This window comes from Klebsiella michiganensis (genome assembly GCF_002925905.1).
Taxonomy (GTDB): Bacteria; Pseudomonadota; Gammaproteobacteria; order Enterobacterales; family Enterobacteriaceae; genus Klebsiella; species Klebsiella michiganensis.
The window spans coordinates 82,890-101,819 of the sequence record NZ_PRDB01000017.1 but is presented as its reverse complement, the minus strand read 5'-3'; the positions used below and the strand labels follow the sequence as shown (position 1 = coordinate 101,819).

The 18,930-nt window shown below is 55.8% G+C and carries 11 protein-coding genes; 4 read left to right on the top strand and 7 right to left on the bottom strand.

Annotated elements, in window-relative coordinates:
- Positions 1–19: 19 nt before the first annotated feature.
- Positions 20–2,635, bottom strand: coding sequence for an aminopeptidase N (gene pepN, locus CDA56_RS25605; RefSeq protein WP_064404627.1), 2,616 nt, complete (start codon positions 2,633–2,635; stop codon positions 20–22).
- A gap of 327 nt (positions 2,636–2,962) precedes the next feature.
- Between pepN and pncB the strand changes: the two genes are divergently transcribed.
- From pncB to CDA56_RS25585, 4 genes are all read left to right on the top strand, one after another.
- Positions 2,963–4,165, top strand: a complete 1,203-nt coding sequence (pncB, locus tag CDA56_RS25600; RefSeq protein WP_025107499.1) for a nicotinate phosphoribosyltransferase — start codon at positions 2,963–2,965, stop codon at positions 4,163–4,165.
- Positions 4,166–4,468: 303 nt separating this feature from the next.
- On the top strand, positions 4,469–5,869 hold the full coding sequence (gene asnS, locus CDA56_RS25595) for an asparagine--tRNA ligase (protein WP_004849497.1): 1,401 nt from the start codon (positions 4,469–4,471) through the stop codon (positions 5,867–5,869).
- 592 nt (positions 5,870–6,461) lie between these two features.
- A complete protein-coding gene (locus tag CDA56_RS25590) occupies positions 6,462–7,547 on the top strand; it encodes a porin (protein ID WP_014228653.1) in 1,086 nt (361 codons plus the stop codon).
- Between the two features lie 187 nt (positions 7,548–7,734).
- A complete protein-coding gene (locus CDA56_RS25585; RefSeq protein WP_009653304.1) occupies positions 7,735–8,925 on the top strand; it encodes an amino acid aminotransferase in 1,191 nt (396 codons plus the stop codon).
- A gap of 59 nt (positions 8,926–8,984) precedes the next feature.
- On the opposite strand, the gene CDA56_RS25580 is transcribed toward CDA56_RS25585, so the two are convergent.
- From CDA56_RS25580 to mukF, 6 genes are all read right to left on the bottom strand, one after another.
- Positions 8,985–9,632 carry an MBL fold metallo-hydrolase gene (locus tag CDA56_RS25580; RefSeq protein WP_103814763.1) on the bottom strand — a complete coding sequence of 216 codons (648 nt, stop codon included), beginning with the start codon at positions 9,630–9,632 and terminating at the stop codon, positions 8,985–8,987.
- A 13-nt stretch (positions 9,633–9,645) separates the two neighbouring features.
- Positions 9,646–10,197 carry a peptidoglycan L,D-endopeptidase MepK gene (gene mepK / locus CDA56_RS25575; protein WP_004130967.1) on the bottom strand — a complete coding sequence of 184 codons (552 nt, stop codon included), beginning with the start codon at positions 10,195–10,197 and terminating at the stop codon, positions 9,646–9,648.
- Between the two features lie 300 nt (positions 10,198–10,497).
- A complete protein-coding gene (ldtD, locus tag CDA56_RS25565; protein WP_032694241.1) occupies positions 10,498–12,291 on the bottom strand; it encodes a L,D-transpeptidase in 1,794 nt (597 codons plus the stop codon).
- A gap of 183 nt (positions 12,292–12,474) precedes the next feature.
- Entirely contained in the window at positions 12,475–16,923 is a 4,449-nt protein-coding gene (gene mukB / locus CDA56_RS25560; protein WP_048261061.1) for a chromosome partition protein MukB, read from the bottom strand.
- Positions 16,923–17,627, bottom strand: coding sequence for a chromosome partition protein MukE (gene mukE, locus CDA56_RS25555; protein ID WP_004100725.1), 705 nt, complete (start codon positions 17,625–17,627; stop codon positions 16,923–16,925). The genes mukB and mukE overlap by 1 nt, the downstream gene beginning before the upstream one ends.
- On the bottom strand, positions 17,608–18,930 hold the full coding sequence (gene mukF / locus CDA56_RS25550) for a chromosome partition protein MukF (protein ID WP_004849491.1): 1,323 nt from the start codon (positions 18,928–18,930) through the stop codon (positions 17,608–17,610). The genes mukE and mukF overlap by 20 nt, the downstream gene beginning before the upstream one ends.

The window sequence follows — 18,930 nt, the reverse complement described above, 5'->3', positions numbered from 1 at the left end:
GTTTGGACTCGCGCTGGCGTTATGCCAGCGCTTTACTGATTTTCTCGAACAGATCCCCGGAAAGATTCTCCAGCCCCTTCAGCTGCTCCAGCGCCCCGCGCATCAACGCCTGACGTTTCTCGTCATAGCGTTTCAGACGAATCAGCGGCTCAATCAGACGCGAAGCCACCTGCGGGTTGCGGCTGTTCAGCTCAGTCAGCATCTCGACCAGGAACTGGTAGCCGCTGCCGTCTTCTGCATGGAACGCCGCCGGGTTGCTGCCGGCAAAGGCGCCGATCAGAGAACGGACGCGGTTCGGGTTACCCATGCTGAACGAGCGATGATGCAACAGGCCGCGAACCGTCTCCAGGACGTTATCCGCCGGGCTGGTGGACTGCAGGATAAACCATTTATCCATGACCAGTCCGTCCTGGTGCCACTTGTCGTCATACTCCTGCATCAGCGCATCGCGGCACGGCAGCTGGGCCGCTACGGCCGCGGCCAGCGCCGCCAGCGCGTCGGTCATATTGTCCGCATGGTGATACTGCGCGCTAATCAGTTTATCCGCCAGCTCGGTATCGCCAAACGCCAGGTAGCGCAGGCAGGTATTACGCAGAGAACGCTTACCGATATCGGCATGCTCAACGCGGTAGCCGTCGAGCTTGTTGGCGTTGTAAACCGCCAGGAACTCGTCAGCCAGCTCTTTCGCCAGCGTGCGGGTCAGCGCTTCGCGCACCGCCGCGATGGCAAGCGGATCGATAATCGCAAACAGCTCCGCCATTTCATTCGCTGAAGGCAGCGTCAGGATCTCCGCCGCCAGCGCCGGATCGATCTTCTCATCCAGCAGAATCGCGCGGAACGCATCGGCGACGTGAATCGGCAGAGACAGCGGCTGCCCCTGCTGGTGACGGTTGACGTTGAGTTTGATATAGGTCGCCAGCAGGCTCTGCGCCGCGTCCCAGCGGGAGAAATCATTCCGCGCGTGGCGCATCAGGAAGGTCAGCTGCTGATCGCTCCATTTGTACTCCAGCTTCACCGGCGCGGAAAACTCGCAAAGCAGCGCCGGGACCGGCTGGAAGTAAACGTTGTCGAAAACAAAAGTCTGCTCCGCCTGGGTGACGTTCAGCACGTGATGCACCGGGTGACCGCCCTTCTGCAGCGGGATTACCTTGCCTTCGTTATCGTACAGCTCGATGTCGAACGGAATATGCAGCGGCAGCTTCTCCGCCTGCTCAGCGGTCGGCGACGTGCGCTGGCTGATGGTCAGCGTGTACTGCTCCGTTTCCGGGTTGTAGTCATCATGGACGGTGACAATCGGCGTACCGGACTGGCTATACCAGCGGCGGAAGTGGGACAGATCGACGTTGGAAGCGTCTTCCATCGCCTGGACAAAGTCGTCGCAGGTCGCGGCGCTGCCGTCGTGGCGCTCAAAATAGAGCTGCATGCCTTTCTGGAAATTCTCTTCGCCCAGCAGAGTATGCAGCATGCGGATCACTTCCGCTCCCTTCTCATACACCGTCAGGGTGTAGAAGTTGTTCATCTCAATCACGCTATCCGGGCGAATCGGATGCGCCATCGGGCTGGCGTCTTCGGCAAACTGCAGGCCGCGCATGGTGCGTACGTTATTAATGCGGTTCACCGCACGCGAGCCGAGGTCGGAGCTGAATTCCTGATCGCGGAAAACGGTCAACCCCTCTTTCAGACTGAGCTGGAACCAGTCGCGGCAGGTCACGCGATTGCCGGTCCAGTTATGGAAATATTCATGACCAATCACGCGCTCGATATCCAGGTAATCTTTATCGGTCGCGGTATCGGTACGCGCCAGTACGTATTTGGAGTTAAAGACGTTAAGGCCTTTGTTCTCCATGGCGCCCATGTTGAAGAAGTCGACGGCGACAATCATATAGATGTCGAGGTCGTACTCGAGACCAAAGCGGGTTTCGTCCCACTTCATGGAATTTTGCAGCGAGGTCATCGCCCACGGCGCGCGGTCAAGGTTACCGCGGTCAACGTAGAGCTCCAGCGCCACTTCACGCCCCGAACGGGTTTTGAAGGTATCGCGCAGGACGTCAAAATCACCGGCCACCAGCGCAAACAGGTAGCACGGTTTTGGGAACGGGTCCTGCCACTGGATCCAGTGACGGCCATTTTCCAGCTCGCCCTGGGCCACGCGGTTACCGTTGGAGAGCAGAAACGGGTATTTTGCTTTATCGGCGATGATTTTGGTGGTGAAGCGCGCCAGAACGTCCGGGCGGTCCGGATACCAGGTAATGTGGCGGAAGCCTTCCGCCTCGCACTGGGTACACAGCGCTTCGCCGGACTGATATAGCCCTTCCAGCGCGGTATTCGCCGCCGGGCTGATTTCATTGACGATGGTCAGAGTGAAATGTTCCGGCAACCCGCTAATCACCAGCTGGTTATTTTCTTCCTTGTAGTCGCTCCACGGCTGACCATCAATCCGCAGAGAGACCAACGTCAGGTCTTCGCCATCCAGACGCAATGGCACATCAGACGTAGCCGCGTGGCGGGAGACCTTGCTCTCAGCCGTCACAACGGTTTTCGCGGCATCCAGGTCAAAGGTCAAATCGATATCGCTAATCAGATACTCCGGCTCACGGTAGTCGTGGCGGTATTTGGCTTGGGGCTGTTGTGTCATAAAAAACCTTTAGCGTGTCCTGTAAAGTGTCGACTCAGTCTATTCCTGTTGCGCAAATCTCGCTATGCAGAATCTTCATCTTTTCAATGCTAAACATGAAAATTGCTACATTTTGATAACACAAGAGGCACGAAATGCGCTCGACCAGGCGCAAAGCTTGTGGTGTGATGCGTGTTCAATATATTAAACTAGGCCTCGCAAATGACCGTCAGCGTCGCCATCAGCCGTCACCGCGGGACAGCGTCGGGTATTACAGGTATACTCCGCCTCCTTTTACCGCTTTGGTTTTGATGGAAACGCTCCAGTGAGAGGATGCTACTGCGCACCATGACCCAATTCACTTCTCCTGTACTGCACTCGTTGCTTGATACGGATGCCTACAAGCTGCACATGCAGCAGGCTGTCTTCCACCGCTACAATGATGTACAGGTTGCGGCGGAGTTCCGCTGCCGCGGGGACGATCTGCTCGGCATCTACGCCGATGCGATTCGCGAGCAGGTTGAGACGATGCGCGACCTGAGACTGCAGGACGATGAATATCACTGGTTGTCGAGCCTGCCCTTCTTTGCGCCAGACTATCTCGAGTGGCTACGCGGCTTCCGCTACGACCCGCGCCAGGTCACGGTCATCAATGACAACGGCAAGTTGAATATTCGCCTTTCCGGCCCCTGGCTTGAAGTTATTATGTGGGAAGTTCCGCTGCTGGCGGTGATAAGCGAGCTGGTACATCGCTATCGCTCGCCGGAAATCAGCGTCGATCTCGCGCTGGACACCCTTGAGCATAAGCTGACTGACTTTAACCGCCTCACTGCTGATATCGATATGTCGGGCTTCCGCCTGATGGATTTCGGTACCCGCCGCCGCTTCTCCCGCGAGGTGCAGCAGGCGATTGTTCAGCGTCTTCAGCAAGAATCCTGGTTCACCGGTACCAGCAATTACGATCTGGCGCGGCGTTTGAATTTGACCCCAATGGGGACCCAGGCTCACGAATGGTTCCAGGCGCATCAGCAGATCAGCCCGAACCTGGCGAGCAGCCAGCGCGCGGCTCTCGCTGCCTGGCTGGAAGAGTATCCCGATCGGCTGGGGATTGCGCTGACCGACTGCATTACGATGGACGCTTTTCTGCGCGATTTCGGGCCGGAGTTTGCGACCCGCTATCAGGGGCTGCGCCACGACTCCGGCGACCCGGTGGAATGGGGCGAGAAGGCTATCGCCCACTACAAAAAGCTGGGCATCGACCCGCTGAGCAAAGTGCTGGTATTTTCCGACAATCTCGACCTGACAAAAGCGGTTGATCTCTATCGCCACTTCTCATCGCGGGTGAATCTGAGCTTCGGTATCGGCACGCGTTTAACCTGCGATATTCCTCAGGTGAAGCCGCTCAATATTGTTATCAAGCTGGTGGAGTGCAACGGTAAACCGGTGGCGAAACTTTCGGATAGCCCGGGTAAAACGATTTGTCACGATAAAGCTTTCGTCCGCGCGCTGCGCAAAGCCTTCGATCTACCGCCGGTTAAAAAAGCCAGCTAGGTCATATAAAGACAAAATGCGTCCGCCAAAACGGGCGCATTTTTATTCGCCTCCGCTTATCACCCCGAGACGTTATCAAGCATTAAGAACCCCGGTCGCCCTGCATGGGATAATCGCAATGAACGAATCTCTCTGAATATCAGGCTCTCACGCAGCAAAGTAGACTATCTCCTTATTTATTTCCTAAAACCCCCCTTTCTTGTGCGAAATCTACTTGTCTGATGGAAGATGACAGGTAACATAGATATCCCCCTGTTGCAGGGGAATACAGATTTTTCTATTGGACTAACAAGAGAGACTATTATGAGCGTTGTGCCTGTAGCCGACGTACTCCAGGGCCGCGTTGCCGTTGACAGCGAAGTCACCGTGCGCGGATGGGTGCGTACCCGCCGAGATTCTAAAGCTGGCTTTTCTTTCCTCGCCGTCTATGACGGTTCCTGCTTTGATCCTGTACAGGCCGTTATTAGTAATTCTCTTCCCAATTACAATCAGGAAGTGCTGCGCCTGACCACCGGCTGCTCGGTCGTGGTGACCGGTAAAGTCGTGGCATCTCAGGGCCAGGGCCAGAGTTTTGAAATCCAGGCCAGCCACGTGGAAGTCAGCGGCTGGGTGGAAGATCCGGATACTTATCCGATGGCGGCTAAACGCCATAGCATCGAGTACCTGCGTGAAGTTGCCCACCTGCGCCCGCGCACCAACCTGATTGGCGCGGTGGCGCGCGTTCGCCATACCCTGGCGCAGGCGCTGCACCGTTTCTTCGACGAGCAGGGTTTCTTCTGGGTTTCGACTCCGCTGATTACCGCTTCCGACACTGAAGGCGCCGGCGAGATGTTCCGCGTGTCAACGCTGGATCTGGAAAACCTGCCGCGCAACGAACAGGGCAAAGTCGATTTCGATAAAGACTTCTTCGGCAAAGAGTCGTTCCTGACCGTTTCCGGCCAGCTGAACGGCGAAACCTACGCCTGCGCGCTGTCCAAAATCTACACCTTTGGCCCGACCTTCCGTGCGGAAAACTCCAACACCAGCCGTCACCTGGCGGAGTTCTGGATGCTGGAGCCGGAAGTCGCCTTTGCTAACCTGAACGATGTGGCAGGTCTGGCGGAAGCGATGCTGAAGTACGTCTTCAAAGCCGTTCTCGAAGAGCGCGCAGACGACATGCAGTTCTTTGCCGAACGCGTTGATAAAGACGCTATCGACCGCCTGCAGCGTTTCGTTTCCGCTGATTTTGCCCAGGTTGATTACACTGACGCGGTCACCATTCTGGAAAACTGCGGTAAGTCGTTCGAAAACCCGGTCTACTGGGGCGTGGATCTCTCCTCCGAGCACGAACGCTATCTGGCGGAAGAGCACTTTAAAGCTCCGGTGGTGGTGAAAAACTACCCGAAAGACATCAAGGCGTTCTATATGCGCCTTAACGAAGACGGTAAAACCGTCGCCGCAATGGACGTTCTGGCGCCGGGCATCGGTGAAATTATCGGTGGCTCCCAGCGTGAAGAGCGCCTGGACGTGCTTGACGCGCGTATGGCGGAAATGGGTCTTAATAAAGAAGACTACTGGTGGTATCGCGACCTGCGCCGTTACGGCACCGTACCGCACTCCGGTTTCGGTCTGGGCTTTGAGCGTCTTATCGCCTACGTGACCGGCGTGCAGAACGTTCGCGACGTCATTCCGTTCCCGCGGACCCCGCGTAACGCGACTTTCTGATTTTTTTTCTGCAATTTTCATCCAGGGTCAGCGCAAGCTGGCCTTTTTTTATGTCAATTTACGTTAACGAATATCAGGAAACTTAAACATCAACCATCCTGATTCACAATTATGTTACGCACTATTTCATTAGCGACCGCTAATTAAAACCGCACCTTATGTTCATAAATTGGCAAACATGCTGATTATATTGATCGCTTTTTAACCAACCACAGCACAACTTGCAACGACAAGATTTGAATAAAAATAAAGCAAAATGCTGACGTAAAATGCACAAACCCTCTCTTATCTAAATTAATCATAATTAATTCATATAGATATATAAAGACAGGTGATTTAATCGGCGAACAGGGGCGGAATGTTGATTGAGTTCACAAAGTTCCCAAAAATACATATTTAGTTACATAGAATTTCCTTTTGTTACTCATATGCGATATTGGTAGCATTTTCAGGCTAGCGAAACGTTGTTCTGAATGGAAAGATGCCTCCAGACACCAAACTATCATCAATAGTTCTGTAAATTTTTATTGACGAAACTTATTGACGGCAGTGGCAAGTGTTCATAAAAAAATATAAATGAGGGTAATAAATAATGATGAAGCGCAAAATTCTGGCAGCGGTAATTCCTGCCCTGCTGGTAGCCGGTGCAGCTAACGCTGCAGAAATCTATAACAAAAACGGCAACAAACTGGACTTCTACGGAAAAATGGTTGGCGAGCACGTCTGGACCACCAACGGCGACACCAGCAGCGATGATACTACCTACGCCCGTATCGGCCTGAAAGGCGAAACCCAGATCAACGATCAGCTGGTTGGCTACGGTCAGTGGGAATACAACATGGATGCGTCCAATGTTGAAGGTAAACAGACCACCAAAACTCGTCTGGCTTTCGCAGGCTTAAAAGCCGGTGAATACGGTTCATTCGACTACGGTCGTAACTACGGCGCCATCTACGACGTTGAAGCGGCAACCGATATGCTGGTTGAATGGGGCGGCGACGGCTGGAGCTACACCGACAACTTCATGACCGCGCGTACCAACGGCGTAGCCACCTACCGTAACTCTGACTTCTTCGGTCTGGTTGACGGTCTGAGCTTCGCGCTGCAGTACCAGGGTAAAAACGACGCTTCTAGCCGTGATGTTAAGAAACAAAACGGCGACGGCTTCAGCACCGCGGCAACCTACGCGTTTGACAACGGCATTGCGCTGTCTGCAGGCTATGCGAACTCCAACCGTAGCGGCGATCAGAAAGCTGACCGTCAGGGCGAAAAAGCTGAAGCATGGGCAACCTCCGCTAAGTATGACGCGAACAACGTCTATGCTGCGGTCATGTACTCTCAGACTTACAACATGACGCCGGAAAACGAAGGCAACTACTTCGCTAATAAAACTCAGAACTTCGAAGCCGTTGTTCAGTATCAGTTCGACTTCGGCCTGCGTCCGTCCATCGGCTACGTACAGACTAAAGGTAAAGACCTGCGCTCTCGCGCTGGCTTCTCCGGCGGCGATGCTGACCTGGTTAAATACGTCGAAGTGGGTACCTGGTACTACTTCAACAAAAACATGAACGTCTACGCTGCGTATAAATTCAACCAGCTGAACGACAACGATTACACCAAAGCCGCTGGCGTTGCGACCGACGACCAGGCCGCAGTGGGTATCGTTTACCAGTTCTAATCTGCAGTACACCCCTTCGTGATATGCCTAAAAAGCAGGACTTCGGTCCTGCTTTTCTGCTTTCCTGAGAGGAAGATCGTAACTTTCAAAAACCTTCTCGCTTTTTGTCGCAAACGGTTGGCAATTAACATAACTCCCGTTAACCTGATAGCGGATTTCCCTTCAGTAATCACAATGGAACCTCGTCATGTTTGAGAACATTACCGCCGCCCCTGCCGACCCAATTCTGGGCCTGGCCGATCTGTTTCGTGCCGATGACCGCCCAACAAAAATTAATCTTGGAATTGGTGTTTATAAAGATGAAACGGGTAAAACACCGGTCCTGACTAGCGTGAAAAAAGCAGAGCAGTATCTGCTGGAAAATGAAACCACTAAAAATTATCTGGGTATCGATGGTATTCCGGAATTTGGCCGCTGCACCCAGGAGCTTCTGTTCGGGAAAGGAAGCGCAATTATCAATGATAAACGCGCCCGCACCGCGCAAACGCCCGGCGGTACAGGTGGCCTGCGCGTCGCCGCCGATTTTCTGGCGAAGAACACCGACGTTAAACGTATTTGGGTGAGCAACCCCAGCTGGCCGAACCATAAAAGCGTGTTCAATTCAGCCGGGCTGGAAGTTCGCGAATATACCTACTACGATGCCGCTAACCACAAACTCGACTTCGACGGGCTGCTGGCCAGCCTGAATGAAGCGCAGGCCGGCGACGTGGTTCTGTTCCACGGCTGCTGCCATAACCCAACCGGTATCGATCCGACGCTGGAGCAGTGGCAACAGCTGGCGCAGCTCTCCGTAGAGAAAGGCTGGCTGCCGCTGTTTGACTTTGCCTACCAGGGCTTTGCCCGCGGCCTGGAAGAAGATGCTGAAGGCCTGCGCGCTTTCGCTGCGCTGCATAAAGAGCTGCTGGTTGCCAGCTCCTACTCGAAAAACTTCGGCCTGTACAACGAGCGCGTGGGCGCCTGTACGCTGGTCGCCGCTGACCAGGAAGCGGTAGACCGCGCTTTCAGCCAGATGAAGTCGGTTATCCGCGCGAACTACTCAAACCCGCCCGCTCACGGCGCCTCGGTAGTGGCGACCATTCTCAGCAATGACGCGCTGCGCGCCATCTGGGAGCAAGAGTTGACCGACATGCGTCAACGCATCCAGCGTATGCGTCTGCTGTTCGTTAATACCCTGCAGGAAAAAGGCGCCAGCCGCGATTTCTCTTTCATCATTCAGCAAAACGGGATGTTCTCGTTCAGCGGCCTGACCAAAGAGCAGGTACTGCGTCTGCGTGAAGAGTTCGGAATTTACGCGGTGGCGTCCGGACGTATAAACGTCGCCGGTATGACGCCCGACAACATGGCGCCGCTGTGCGAAGCGATTGTCGCCGTGCTGTAATCTCAGCGCAGAGCAAAAAAAAGGCCGCATTTGCGGCCTTTTTTATATGCTGGCTTCGGTCACCAGACCGGCATTTCATCCTGCAGGAATGGGTTGTGCAGACGCTCATAGCCAAGGGTCGACATCGGTCCATGACCCGGAATAAACGACACGTCATCGCCCAGCGGCAACAGCTTGCGCTTAATCGCATCGATCAGTTGGCTATGGTCGCCGCGAGGGAAGTCGCTACGCCCTACTCCACCTTTAAAAATCACATCGCCAGAAATCAACAGTCGGGAAGCAGGATCGAAGAAGACCACGTGCCCCGGCGTATGGCCTGGGCAGTGCAGCACCTGCAGGGAAATATTCCCCACGCCGACCGTATCGCCTTCGTTCAGCCAGCGATCCGGCCGCAGCGGCTGGCAATCTTCCAGACCGAACATCCGGCTCTGCGCCGGTAATCCTTCCAGCCAGAACTCATCTTCTTTTTCCGGCCCAATAATCGGCACGCCATAATGTTGTGCCAGCTCCGCTGCCGCACCAACGTGATCGAGATGACCGTGCGTGAGCAGAATCTGCATCAGGCTAACGCCTGCCGCCGCGACTTCCTGTTTGATTCGCTCTGCATCACCGCCGGGATCGACCAGCGCCGCCAGTTTGGTTTGTTCACACCAGATTAAAGAACAGTTCTGCGCGAACGCGGTAACCGGAATAATACGATAGTTCATGAGGCTCCTTTCGTTACCAGTGCCGTACTGGCCCGGTATCAATATGCACAAAGTTGCTACGTGGGTAGTATCCTACACCACCTGTGCGCATAGATAACGCGGCTTTGCGAACATTGCTTAACGAAATGCCTTCAATATGAAAATCCATGGCCTGGCCTTTAGTGTGGTAGCTGTGTTTTGCCACACCCCGGCTGCGCGCGCGAAGCTCATTATTGGTATCAACAGAACGATAACCGGAAATAAGCTGGACAGGCTTGTTGGTACCAAGTAATCCCTGCAAACGATAGAGTTGATCGAACAAACCGGGATCGATGGACTTAATCTTATTCGCGCGATAATCACGGAAAAAATGATTAAGTCTTGCTAATTCATCCTGAATATAGCCTCTGCCATCGAAAAACTCCGCCTTGAGTGATTCACCGGTATGCAGGTTGTTCAGCGTCAAAATACGCGGTCGGGGGGTCGAGAGGGTGGCAAATGCCGGCGCAGGCAGAATGGCAGCAGCACCGAGCGCGGCTCCACCTAACGCCAGCAGTTTGCGGCGATTAGCGTCAAATTTGTCCATGATAATCAGGTCTACAGGTAAATGAATCGTAATATACTTTTCCCGCAATGCGCCCGTTAGCCGCCAGCACAAGCTCGCTCCCCTACGGCTAATAAATATCAGCTATGGAGAACGGGCTGCTTACTGCCACAGCGCCTTTGCAGGATTATATGTATATGCACTTCTGGCGCACGAAAGGCACCTTACCGGGCATTATTGCCAACGTCAAGGTAGCCTAACCCCAGTAAACTCGGGCCTTGCAGCGTGCAAGGCCCGTTTTCACACAGAGGTAGGACAACCAAATCCGTTGAACTACTTCATTTATCTGATTAATTGTTCAGCTTTAGGTAGAATTTGTGCGCTGGATCGCGCGGTGAGATCGTAATTGTAAATATCTGTTCGATATTGTGTACGTCCATCAGCGCCAACGAACGCGGTCAAATAATAGAGATTAACCGGGATATTCTGGCGAATATTAACGTAGCGGGTATTCCCCTGTTTAAGCGCATCTGAAATACGCGCATCATTCCAGCCAGCATCCTGAAGCAGCATATTGGCCAGTTCTGAGGCTTTATTCACGCGCACGCACCCGGAACTCAGCGCGCGTCCATCACGCTGGAACAGATTGTGATTGGGCGTATCGTGCAAATATATCGCATCTGAACTTGGCATATTGAATTTATAGCGCCCCAGCGAATTGCGCGCGCCGGGAGCCTGCTGGAAGCGGAACGGCAGATTCGATGCGGTTATCGTTTCCCAGTCCACCTGATACGGGTCGATAGTCTCTTTGCTATTCCAGCCGCGCATCATCGTATAGCCGTGTTGCTCAAGATAGCCTGGGTTATTGCGCACCTTCGGCAGAATATCGTTGCGCGCCAGCGTCGGCGGAACGTTCCACGGCGGGTTGACCACAACGTTGTTCAGCGCACTGCTCATCATAGGGGTTTTGCGGTCCGGACGGCCAACGATAACCCGCGATGCCAGCACCTGGCTACCGTCCTGGTAATAGACCAGCGAAAAGGCGGGAATATTCACCATAATTCCGGTCGCCAGATTACCCGGCAGCAGGCGCAAACGCTGGATATTCAATGCCAGCACGCCGGCGCGCTGCGCAGGAGAAACGTTGAGCCAGTCGCGGGTCGCCTGACCAATCACGCCGTCTGCGCCCAGCCCCTGCCACGCCTGGAAGCGCTTAACGCCCTCCACTAACTGGCGATCGTAAACGCCACGGCCGCTGCTTTTGGCCTTTTTCCCGGCGGACGGACTCACCACCTCATCGCCGGGCAACGCAATTTTTGCCGCGTCATCCAGCATACCAGTGCGCTGTAAAATTTCGCGCAGCGCGCCGGCATCGTTGCTCCATTCCCCCGGGCGCAGCGATGTCTTACCGGTGAGCTGCGGCCAGGGACGGGAATCGGCAACCTGAGCTAATAGCGCCTGATGCATTGCGGCATACTGCGGATGCTGCGGAGCCAGGCCCGCAATAAACTGCGGCAGCGAACCGTTATCCAGCGCCACCTGCCACTGGTTAATCACCGACAGAGGCGGCGTCGACATGGCATACGGTTTCGTGCCATACAGCCAGCGGTTGCCCTGAGTCGGAATACCGCTAATAAAATGCAGATAGCCCATCATGGCGTCAGACAGAACGACATCCCGCGCCAGACCGTTCACTGCCGGGTCGGTCAACAGCTCAACCCAGGTGGTGAACTGCGGCTGAAAACCGGCGATAGCGACCTCAGCCAGCTGCTGTTGAAACGCCTGTACCGCCTCGCGGTTATCCCACATCGGTTTCATATCCCTGGCCGCATACAGCGATACCAGCGGATTCATAAATACGGGTTGATAACCGGACGGCAGTACCGCCTGAATCCCGGCGCGGCTCTTCGCTGCCGCATCGGCAGAAAGCGCCTGCTCGCCGGCCATTTGAGCGACCGCCGCGGATTGGTTTGCGCTTTGGCTTAGCGCGGAAGAGAGCTCGCTGATGGTGGCAGAGCTATCCGATGGTACCACTTCAGGCTCTTCAGCCTGGACATTGAACAGTGGAGCAAATGCAAACGCCAGGCTCAGGCTGAGCGCGGACAATTGACGACCATACCGTTTCTTTAGCAACATCCCTTGCCCCCTGTTAACACATTGCTGCCCGCTAAAATGGGGCTTACTTTCAGTATATGAAGACGAAAACGCTTTTGCCTTCCCAAATGTAAAGAAGTTAAAAGATTATACAATCCTAAAGTACAGGAACGGATAACAAAAAGGGCGACATCGCGTCGCCCTTTGGCTGGTTATTGTACCATCCTATGAAGCATTTGCCGTTCCCGGCAGCGTTTCGGGCAGCTGCGGCGCGAAGCCACGCAGCCCGACGACGTGCACGTGCTCGTGATTATTCACGACCTTACGCACCAGCTTATAGGTGGTACCTTTTTCCGGGCTGATATTTTCCGGCGCCGCGATAATCAGCTGCATCTCCAGACGATCGCAGAGCTCGAACAGCGTCGCGATAGAGCGAGCATCCAGACGCGCCGCTTCATCAAGGAACAGCAGACGACACGGCGAAATGTCCTTACCGCGCAGGCGCATGGATTCATCTTCCCAGCTCTGTACCACCATCACCAGAATCGACATCCCGGTACCGATAGCCTCACCGGTCGATAGCGCACCGGATTCCGCGCGCAGCCAGCCGTCGGAACCACGGTTAACTTCCACTTCCATCTCCAGATAGTTGCGGTAGTCCAGCAGCTCTTCACCGATGGTCTGCGGCGTACGCTGCCCCATATCAATCTGCGGATTGAGGCGCTGATACAGCTTCGCCAGCGCTTCCGAGAAGGTCAGACGATTGCTGTTAAACAGGTCCTGATGCTGTTCATGCTGTTCTGACAGCACGTCCAGCAGCATCGAGTGGGTTTCCCGCACGTTGACGTTCAGACGCACGCTGTTGACCTGGCCGAAGGAGACGCTCTGCAGCCCCTGGTTGAGCATACGAATACGGTTTTGCTCGCGCTGGATAGTCTTGCGGATAATATTGGCCACGCTGCGGGAGCTGATGGCCAGCTTCTGCTCGCGGTTGGTCAGCTCTTCCGTCAGACGGCTGAGTTCGATCTCCATCTGCTCAATCGCTTCCACCGGATCGTCGGTGCGGATGATATCCTGGCGAATACGCTCGCGCAGATGCTGATAAACGGCGACAAAGAACTGGATTTTACGCTCCGGGCGTTTCGGATCTTCAGAAATACGCAGTACATCGCGCAGGTGTTCGTTATCCGAGACCGCCAGACGCAGCGCGCCGAGCGCCTTATCCGACATCGAGCGCAGTTCATCTGCCGAAAGGTAGGCCAGCTCGCGACGATGCAGGCGACGCTCCACGCCGTTGTCTTTCACCAGGCGCATGACCGCACACCAGCCGGCTTTAGCGCTGACCACCTGTTCGCGCATTTCGCAGTAATCGCGCTCCAGCTTGCGCAGCCTGCGGGTCAGGTTATCCATTTCCGCTTCGCAGAAGGTCAATGCTTTTTCGAGCTGGTTCCGCCGCGCGCGGTTGTTGCTGAGCTGAGCATGAAGCTCATCGCGGCGCAGACGAGCGCGCTCTTCGGCGCCGGCGTCGGCGCGCACGCCAATGTCCTGAAGCTCTTTATGCAGGTCGTTGAGCAGCTCTTTCTTGGTGTCGTAGGAGCTTTTCAGCGATGCCAGCACCTGGTTGTACTGGTTGAGCTGCGCGGCGTGGGTACGCAGCGCTTCGCGGGTACGGGCGCGCTCCGCCTCAGCCTGCTCCAGACGCTGGCGCAGCTTCTCGTTCAGATCGCTATTACCGCTCAGCATCTCTGCGGAATCGGAGTAGCTAAAGTGGGCGCGACGCTGCACCACTTCGGTCAGCGCAAATGCCTGCTGACGCGCGTCGCGCTGAGTCTGCTGCGAATAGGCGTAATCTTCTTTCAGCTGTTCAAACTGCTCTGGGTCGCTTTGAAGCACGGAAACGATCGGCTCCAGTTTTGCCAGCTGATTCCCATGCTGCTGGACGAAGCGCGCGGCTTCCTGCGCTTCGTCAAGGCGTTCCTGGATCTCATCCACGCGATCGGCCAGCGAGTCATCGGCCAGCAAATTCAGACGCGGCAGCAGGCGGTTGAGTGCGGATACGCCCTCTTTTGCCTGCTCATACTGCACCCGGTTCTGCTGGTTATCGCTCTCATGGGCGGTCAGCGCCCGCTCCAGTTCGCCGCGACGCGTATTCAGTTTACGGATTTCTTCTTCCGGGTCGTCCTCAAAGGCTACCGCCAGATGGTTACCGATAAAGCGGCTGAACGCCTGATGGAGGCGCTGGGTTTTCTGCACATCAAACGACAGGGTCGCAAAGCGCTCGGACAGGCTTTCGCGCTCGGCGTGCAGCGTTTCAACGCGGCTTTCACGCGCGGCGCGGCCAAACAGCGGCAGCGTCGGGAAGCGTGAATAGCGCCACTGACGATCGGCAATCTTAACGACCACCGCCTTTTCCAGCTCATCGACGCTGAATACGCTGTCATCAAAGGACTGCGGATCGCCCTCGATCAGGTAGAGATCTTCGGGACAATCTTCGAGACCTTCCAGCTGATCGGCAATCAGCGACAGATCCGGTACCACAATGGCGTGGCGGGAAGGACCGTAGAGCGCGGAGTAATACGGCGCATCATCGAGGCTCACGTCATCGTAAATTTCCGACAGCAGTACGCCGCCAAAACGTTCCGCCAGCGCGTTCAGGCGCTGATCTTCCGAACCGCCCGGCTGGCTAAGACGCTCAATTTCATCGTCGATAGCGCGCTTGCGGGCCCCGACTTCATCGCGCTCCACGATAGCTTCGCGTTCACGCTCCAGCAGCTGCTGGAGATATTCGGTGACGTCCTGGCTTGACTCAAACTGCTCGCCGCTCTGCTCGCACAGCTGATTGAGGCTGTTCTGCGCCGCCAGCCAGATGGGCGCGCGGCGCATCAGCGTTTGCGTCCGCGACTGCAGCTGTTCCAGCTCCTGACGCAGGGTCATCCGCCGTTCGCTGGCGGTGGAAACGCTGTCGGAAAGGGATGCGATGCGGGCTTCCAGCTCCTGGTGCAGGGCTTCCAGCTCGTCGATATCGTAGCGTTTGCCCTGGCGCTTACAGAACTCATTGAGCTGGCGTTCGGCATCCTGCTGTTCACGCAGACGCTGTTCAAGCTCCGTCAGACGACTGCGCAGCCCGTGCGCCTGTTCGGCCTGATGACGTTGATTAACGCCTTCGCGCAGCAGCTCGCGCGCCACGCTCCAGGCTTCATTACGTGCCAGCGGGCCGTTGATCTCCACCACCAGCTGATAAGCCTGTTCAAACTGGCTGTGCGCGGTTTGCGCCACGCTCATCTTCTGTTCCAGCGACAGCATTTTCTCCGTCGCTTCCTGCTCTTTCGCCTGGAAAGTTTCCAGCCACTCGTCGGCGCTCTCCGGCGTTAAATCCGGCAGATGGCAGAGGGCTTTTGCCCGCTCCAGCGCCTGCAGCGCCTGGGTATACTGAATCGCGCGAGTCTGCTGCACGTCCAGCGCCTGCTGGTAGTCGGCAAGCTGGTTTTTCAGCTCATCCACTTCCAGCTCGGCGGCTTCGGCGCGGGCCTCGTTCTCTTCCTGCTGGTCAACCGCTTCCGCGACAACTTCATTTTGCTCTTCGAGGCGAATCTGCAGTTCATCAAGATCCGCTTCATAGCGCTCGATTTTTTCCTGCTGGCGCAGAGCGGTCTGCACCAGGTTCAGATGGTCGCTGGCGGCCTGATAATCGGCTTCCAGATCGCCTTCCGCGCCGTTATGTTCCTGCAGCTCGCGGGCCATATCAACGTGCTTATACTGTTCCGCCGCGAGCTGAGCGCGGGAGGTGAACAGATCGCGACGATACTCCAGCGCCTTGTCGAGATGAATGCGTCGCTCGTTAGCGTGACGCATATAGTCGGCGGCAACGTAGTTGGTGGCTTCACTGATCAGATGCTTGAACAGGTCGCGGTCCGACTGCGTCACGCGGATAGCTTCCAGCGTCATGCGGTTTTCACGCAGCGCCGCTTCCATATCCTGGAACGCCTTACGCACGCCGCCGTTTTCCGGCAACAGGTAGTCGCGCAGCGAGCGGGTAATGGTGCTCGAAATACCGCCGTACAGCGAGGCTTCGATCAGGCGATAGTATTTGCTACGGTCCGAAGCCGAACGCAGGCGGCGAGCCACCACGCCCAGGTCGAACATCAGCGAGTGATACTCGGTAATAGAGTTAAACTGCTTGAACTGCACCCCTTCCATCGCTTCGAGCTTATCTTTCAGCTCGTTGAGCGTCACCACGCGCGCCTGGCGTTCGTTAAGAGTTTCGGTCAGCAGCTGAGTTGGCTGGATGGAGGTTGGCAGGCCCTGGATCGCAAAAGGCTTGATATCGACTTTACGATCGCGACCGGCGACCTGCTGTAGACGAACGCCGACCACCACGCGCTGGTGGCGGGAGTTGATCACGTCCAGCACGGAGTAGCAGACGCCAGCGCGCAGCTTACCGTGCAGGCCTTTATCGCGCGAGCCGCTGGTCGCCCCCGCTTCCGTGGTGTTACGAAAGTGCAGCAGCGTCAGGTCCGGGATCAGTGCGGTGACGAAGGCGGCCATGGTCGTGGATTTACCGGCGCCGTTACCGCCGGAAAGCGTGGTCACTAATTCATCAAGATCAAAGGTACGGGCAAAAAAACCGTTCCAGTTAACCAGCGTCAGCGAGCGAAACTTACCGCGTTCAATCATTACTCTTCCTCCCCGCTATCCGGCTGATTCTCTTCATTCTCATCATTAAGCTGCAGGCGATTTTCCAGCGCCATCGCTTCACCGTCGCGGATCATACGCAGCTGGGCTTCGCGCGGATCGTCACCGGCGCGCACGTCGGCGCCGAAGCGAAACACCGATTCGGTGATGCGGAATTTGCTGCTGTCATGGCCCATAAACCACACCATGCCGAGGCGGCGCAGGCGGTTGAGCGAAGCGCGCATTTTTTCCTGCAGCTTCTGGCGGTCAAGGTCGGACCCGGTAGAACGGTTATTGACCAGCTTGAGCAGCTTGGCTTCGTCTGCGAGGGTCAGCAGCTCGTCGTAAAGCTCCTGCTGCGTGAAGATGCCCTCGTTGGCCAGACGCTCCGGGCTGAGGTAGAGATAGCAGAGAATTTTACCCACCATCATATCCAGCTCGGAGAGCACCGAGCGCGGGATCAGCGTGGTCGACCGCGGGCGCAGATAGAAAAAACCCTCCGGCGCGCGAATCAGCTCGACGTTGTAGCGAGCATAAAACTCTTCCAGGTAATCCTGAAAATCCATTAAAAATGCGTGATTATCCAGCTCGTCAAGGCCGATATGACGGCCCGCGCGCAGGGCGCTATCCAGCGCCGGAAATAACGGATTAGCCAACGCTTGCGCCAGTTTAACCGGCATCACTTGTTCAATATTTGTCGATGACATGCGCCTGTACCTTGGCTCCGTAATCATTAATCGGCTGCCATTTTGCCGGCAGTCCGGTGAAATCTGCTTGCGCTACGCCCAAACGTACCGCCTGGTCAACCACAATACGCGCGACGTCAAAGTGGCGCGCACGCGGATACTGCGACAGATATTCGCGTACCACCAGGCCAAGATCCAGCGGCAGTCCCTTCTCTTTATAGACCACCAGCTGTCCTTCAATCAGCGCCGCCAGCTGTTCGCGAATTTCGTTAAACTCTTCGTACTCCAGATCCGTTGGAAGTTCCCCTGTGACCTCTTCATCATGCAGCGCCATCTCTTCATCGCGCATATCAAGCAGACGATCGGCATTCGCATGGGTGAGCGCCCAGGGGGCGTCGAAGTAGGTTTGCACCGACTGACGCAGACGCTGTGCGAAGACGCGGTTTTTATCCATATCAATGGCGGTACGGATAAATTTATGCACGTGGCGATCGTAGCCGATCCACAGGTCAATCGCCTGCTGCCCCCAGCTGACGATACGGTCCAGCTTGCTTTGCAGATCGAACACCAGACGATCGATAAAATTCAGATCGTCGCGCGCCATGGTCGAATCCTGGATACGCAGCAGGTTTGCCTGCAGCTTATCGCCCGCCGCGTCCAGGGTATCCTGCAGTTCCCGCAGGGTGCCGGACGTTTCCGACAGCAGCAGCTCGCAGCTGGAGATCGCCGCGCGCCAGTCTTTGTTCAGCAGCTGGGCAATATCATCTTTCACCAGCTGCTGCTGCTCATCCATAATTCGCTGAGTCAGGTCGATGCTGTCAAAGATTTCCGCTACCGAGTACTTCAGCGGAGCGAAAACGTTACGATGCCAGTGGAACTCATCGCCGCCCTCTTCTGCCGAGTCGGCGGCACGCTTGAGTTCGCCGGCAACGATGGAGAGCTGCATCGACAGCCGCAGGGTGGAGAACTCGCGCTGGCGAATATAGTAGTCGGTGATCCCAATGCCCAGCGGCGTCAGGCGATAAATAGCGTTACCCTCGGTGATTTCGCTGGTAAAGCGGTTCAGCAGACGCTGGCGCACCATATCGTTAATGGCATTATTGGCGCGCTGGCTGATGGTTTCGCTGGTCTGCTCAAACGCATCACTCACGTGGCGGAACGCATCCACCAGTTCTCCCTCGGTCATTTCCCCTTCCATCCGCTCGCCGTTCAGCGTGGCAATCGCCAGCAGAAAAGAGAGTCTGTCGACCGGCAGCGAAATAGAAAAATCATTTTTCCTGGCCCAGGCAACCAGTTCGGGGACTGTCTGGGAAAATTCACTCAT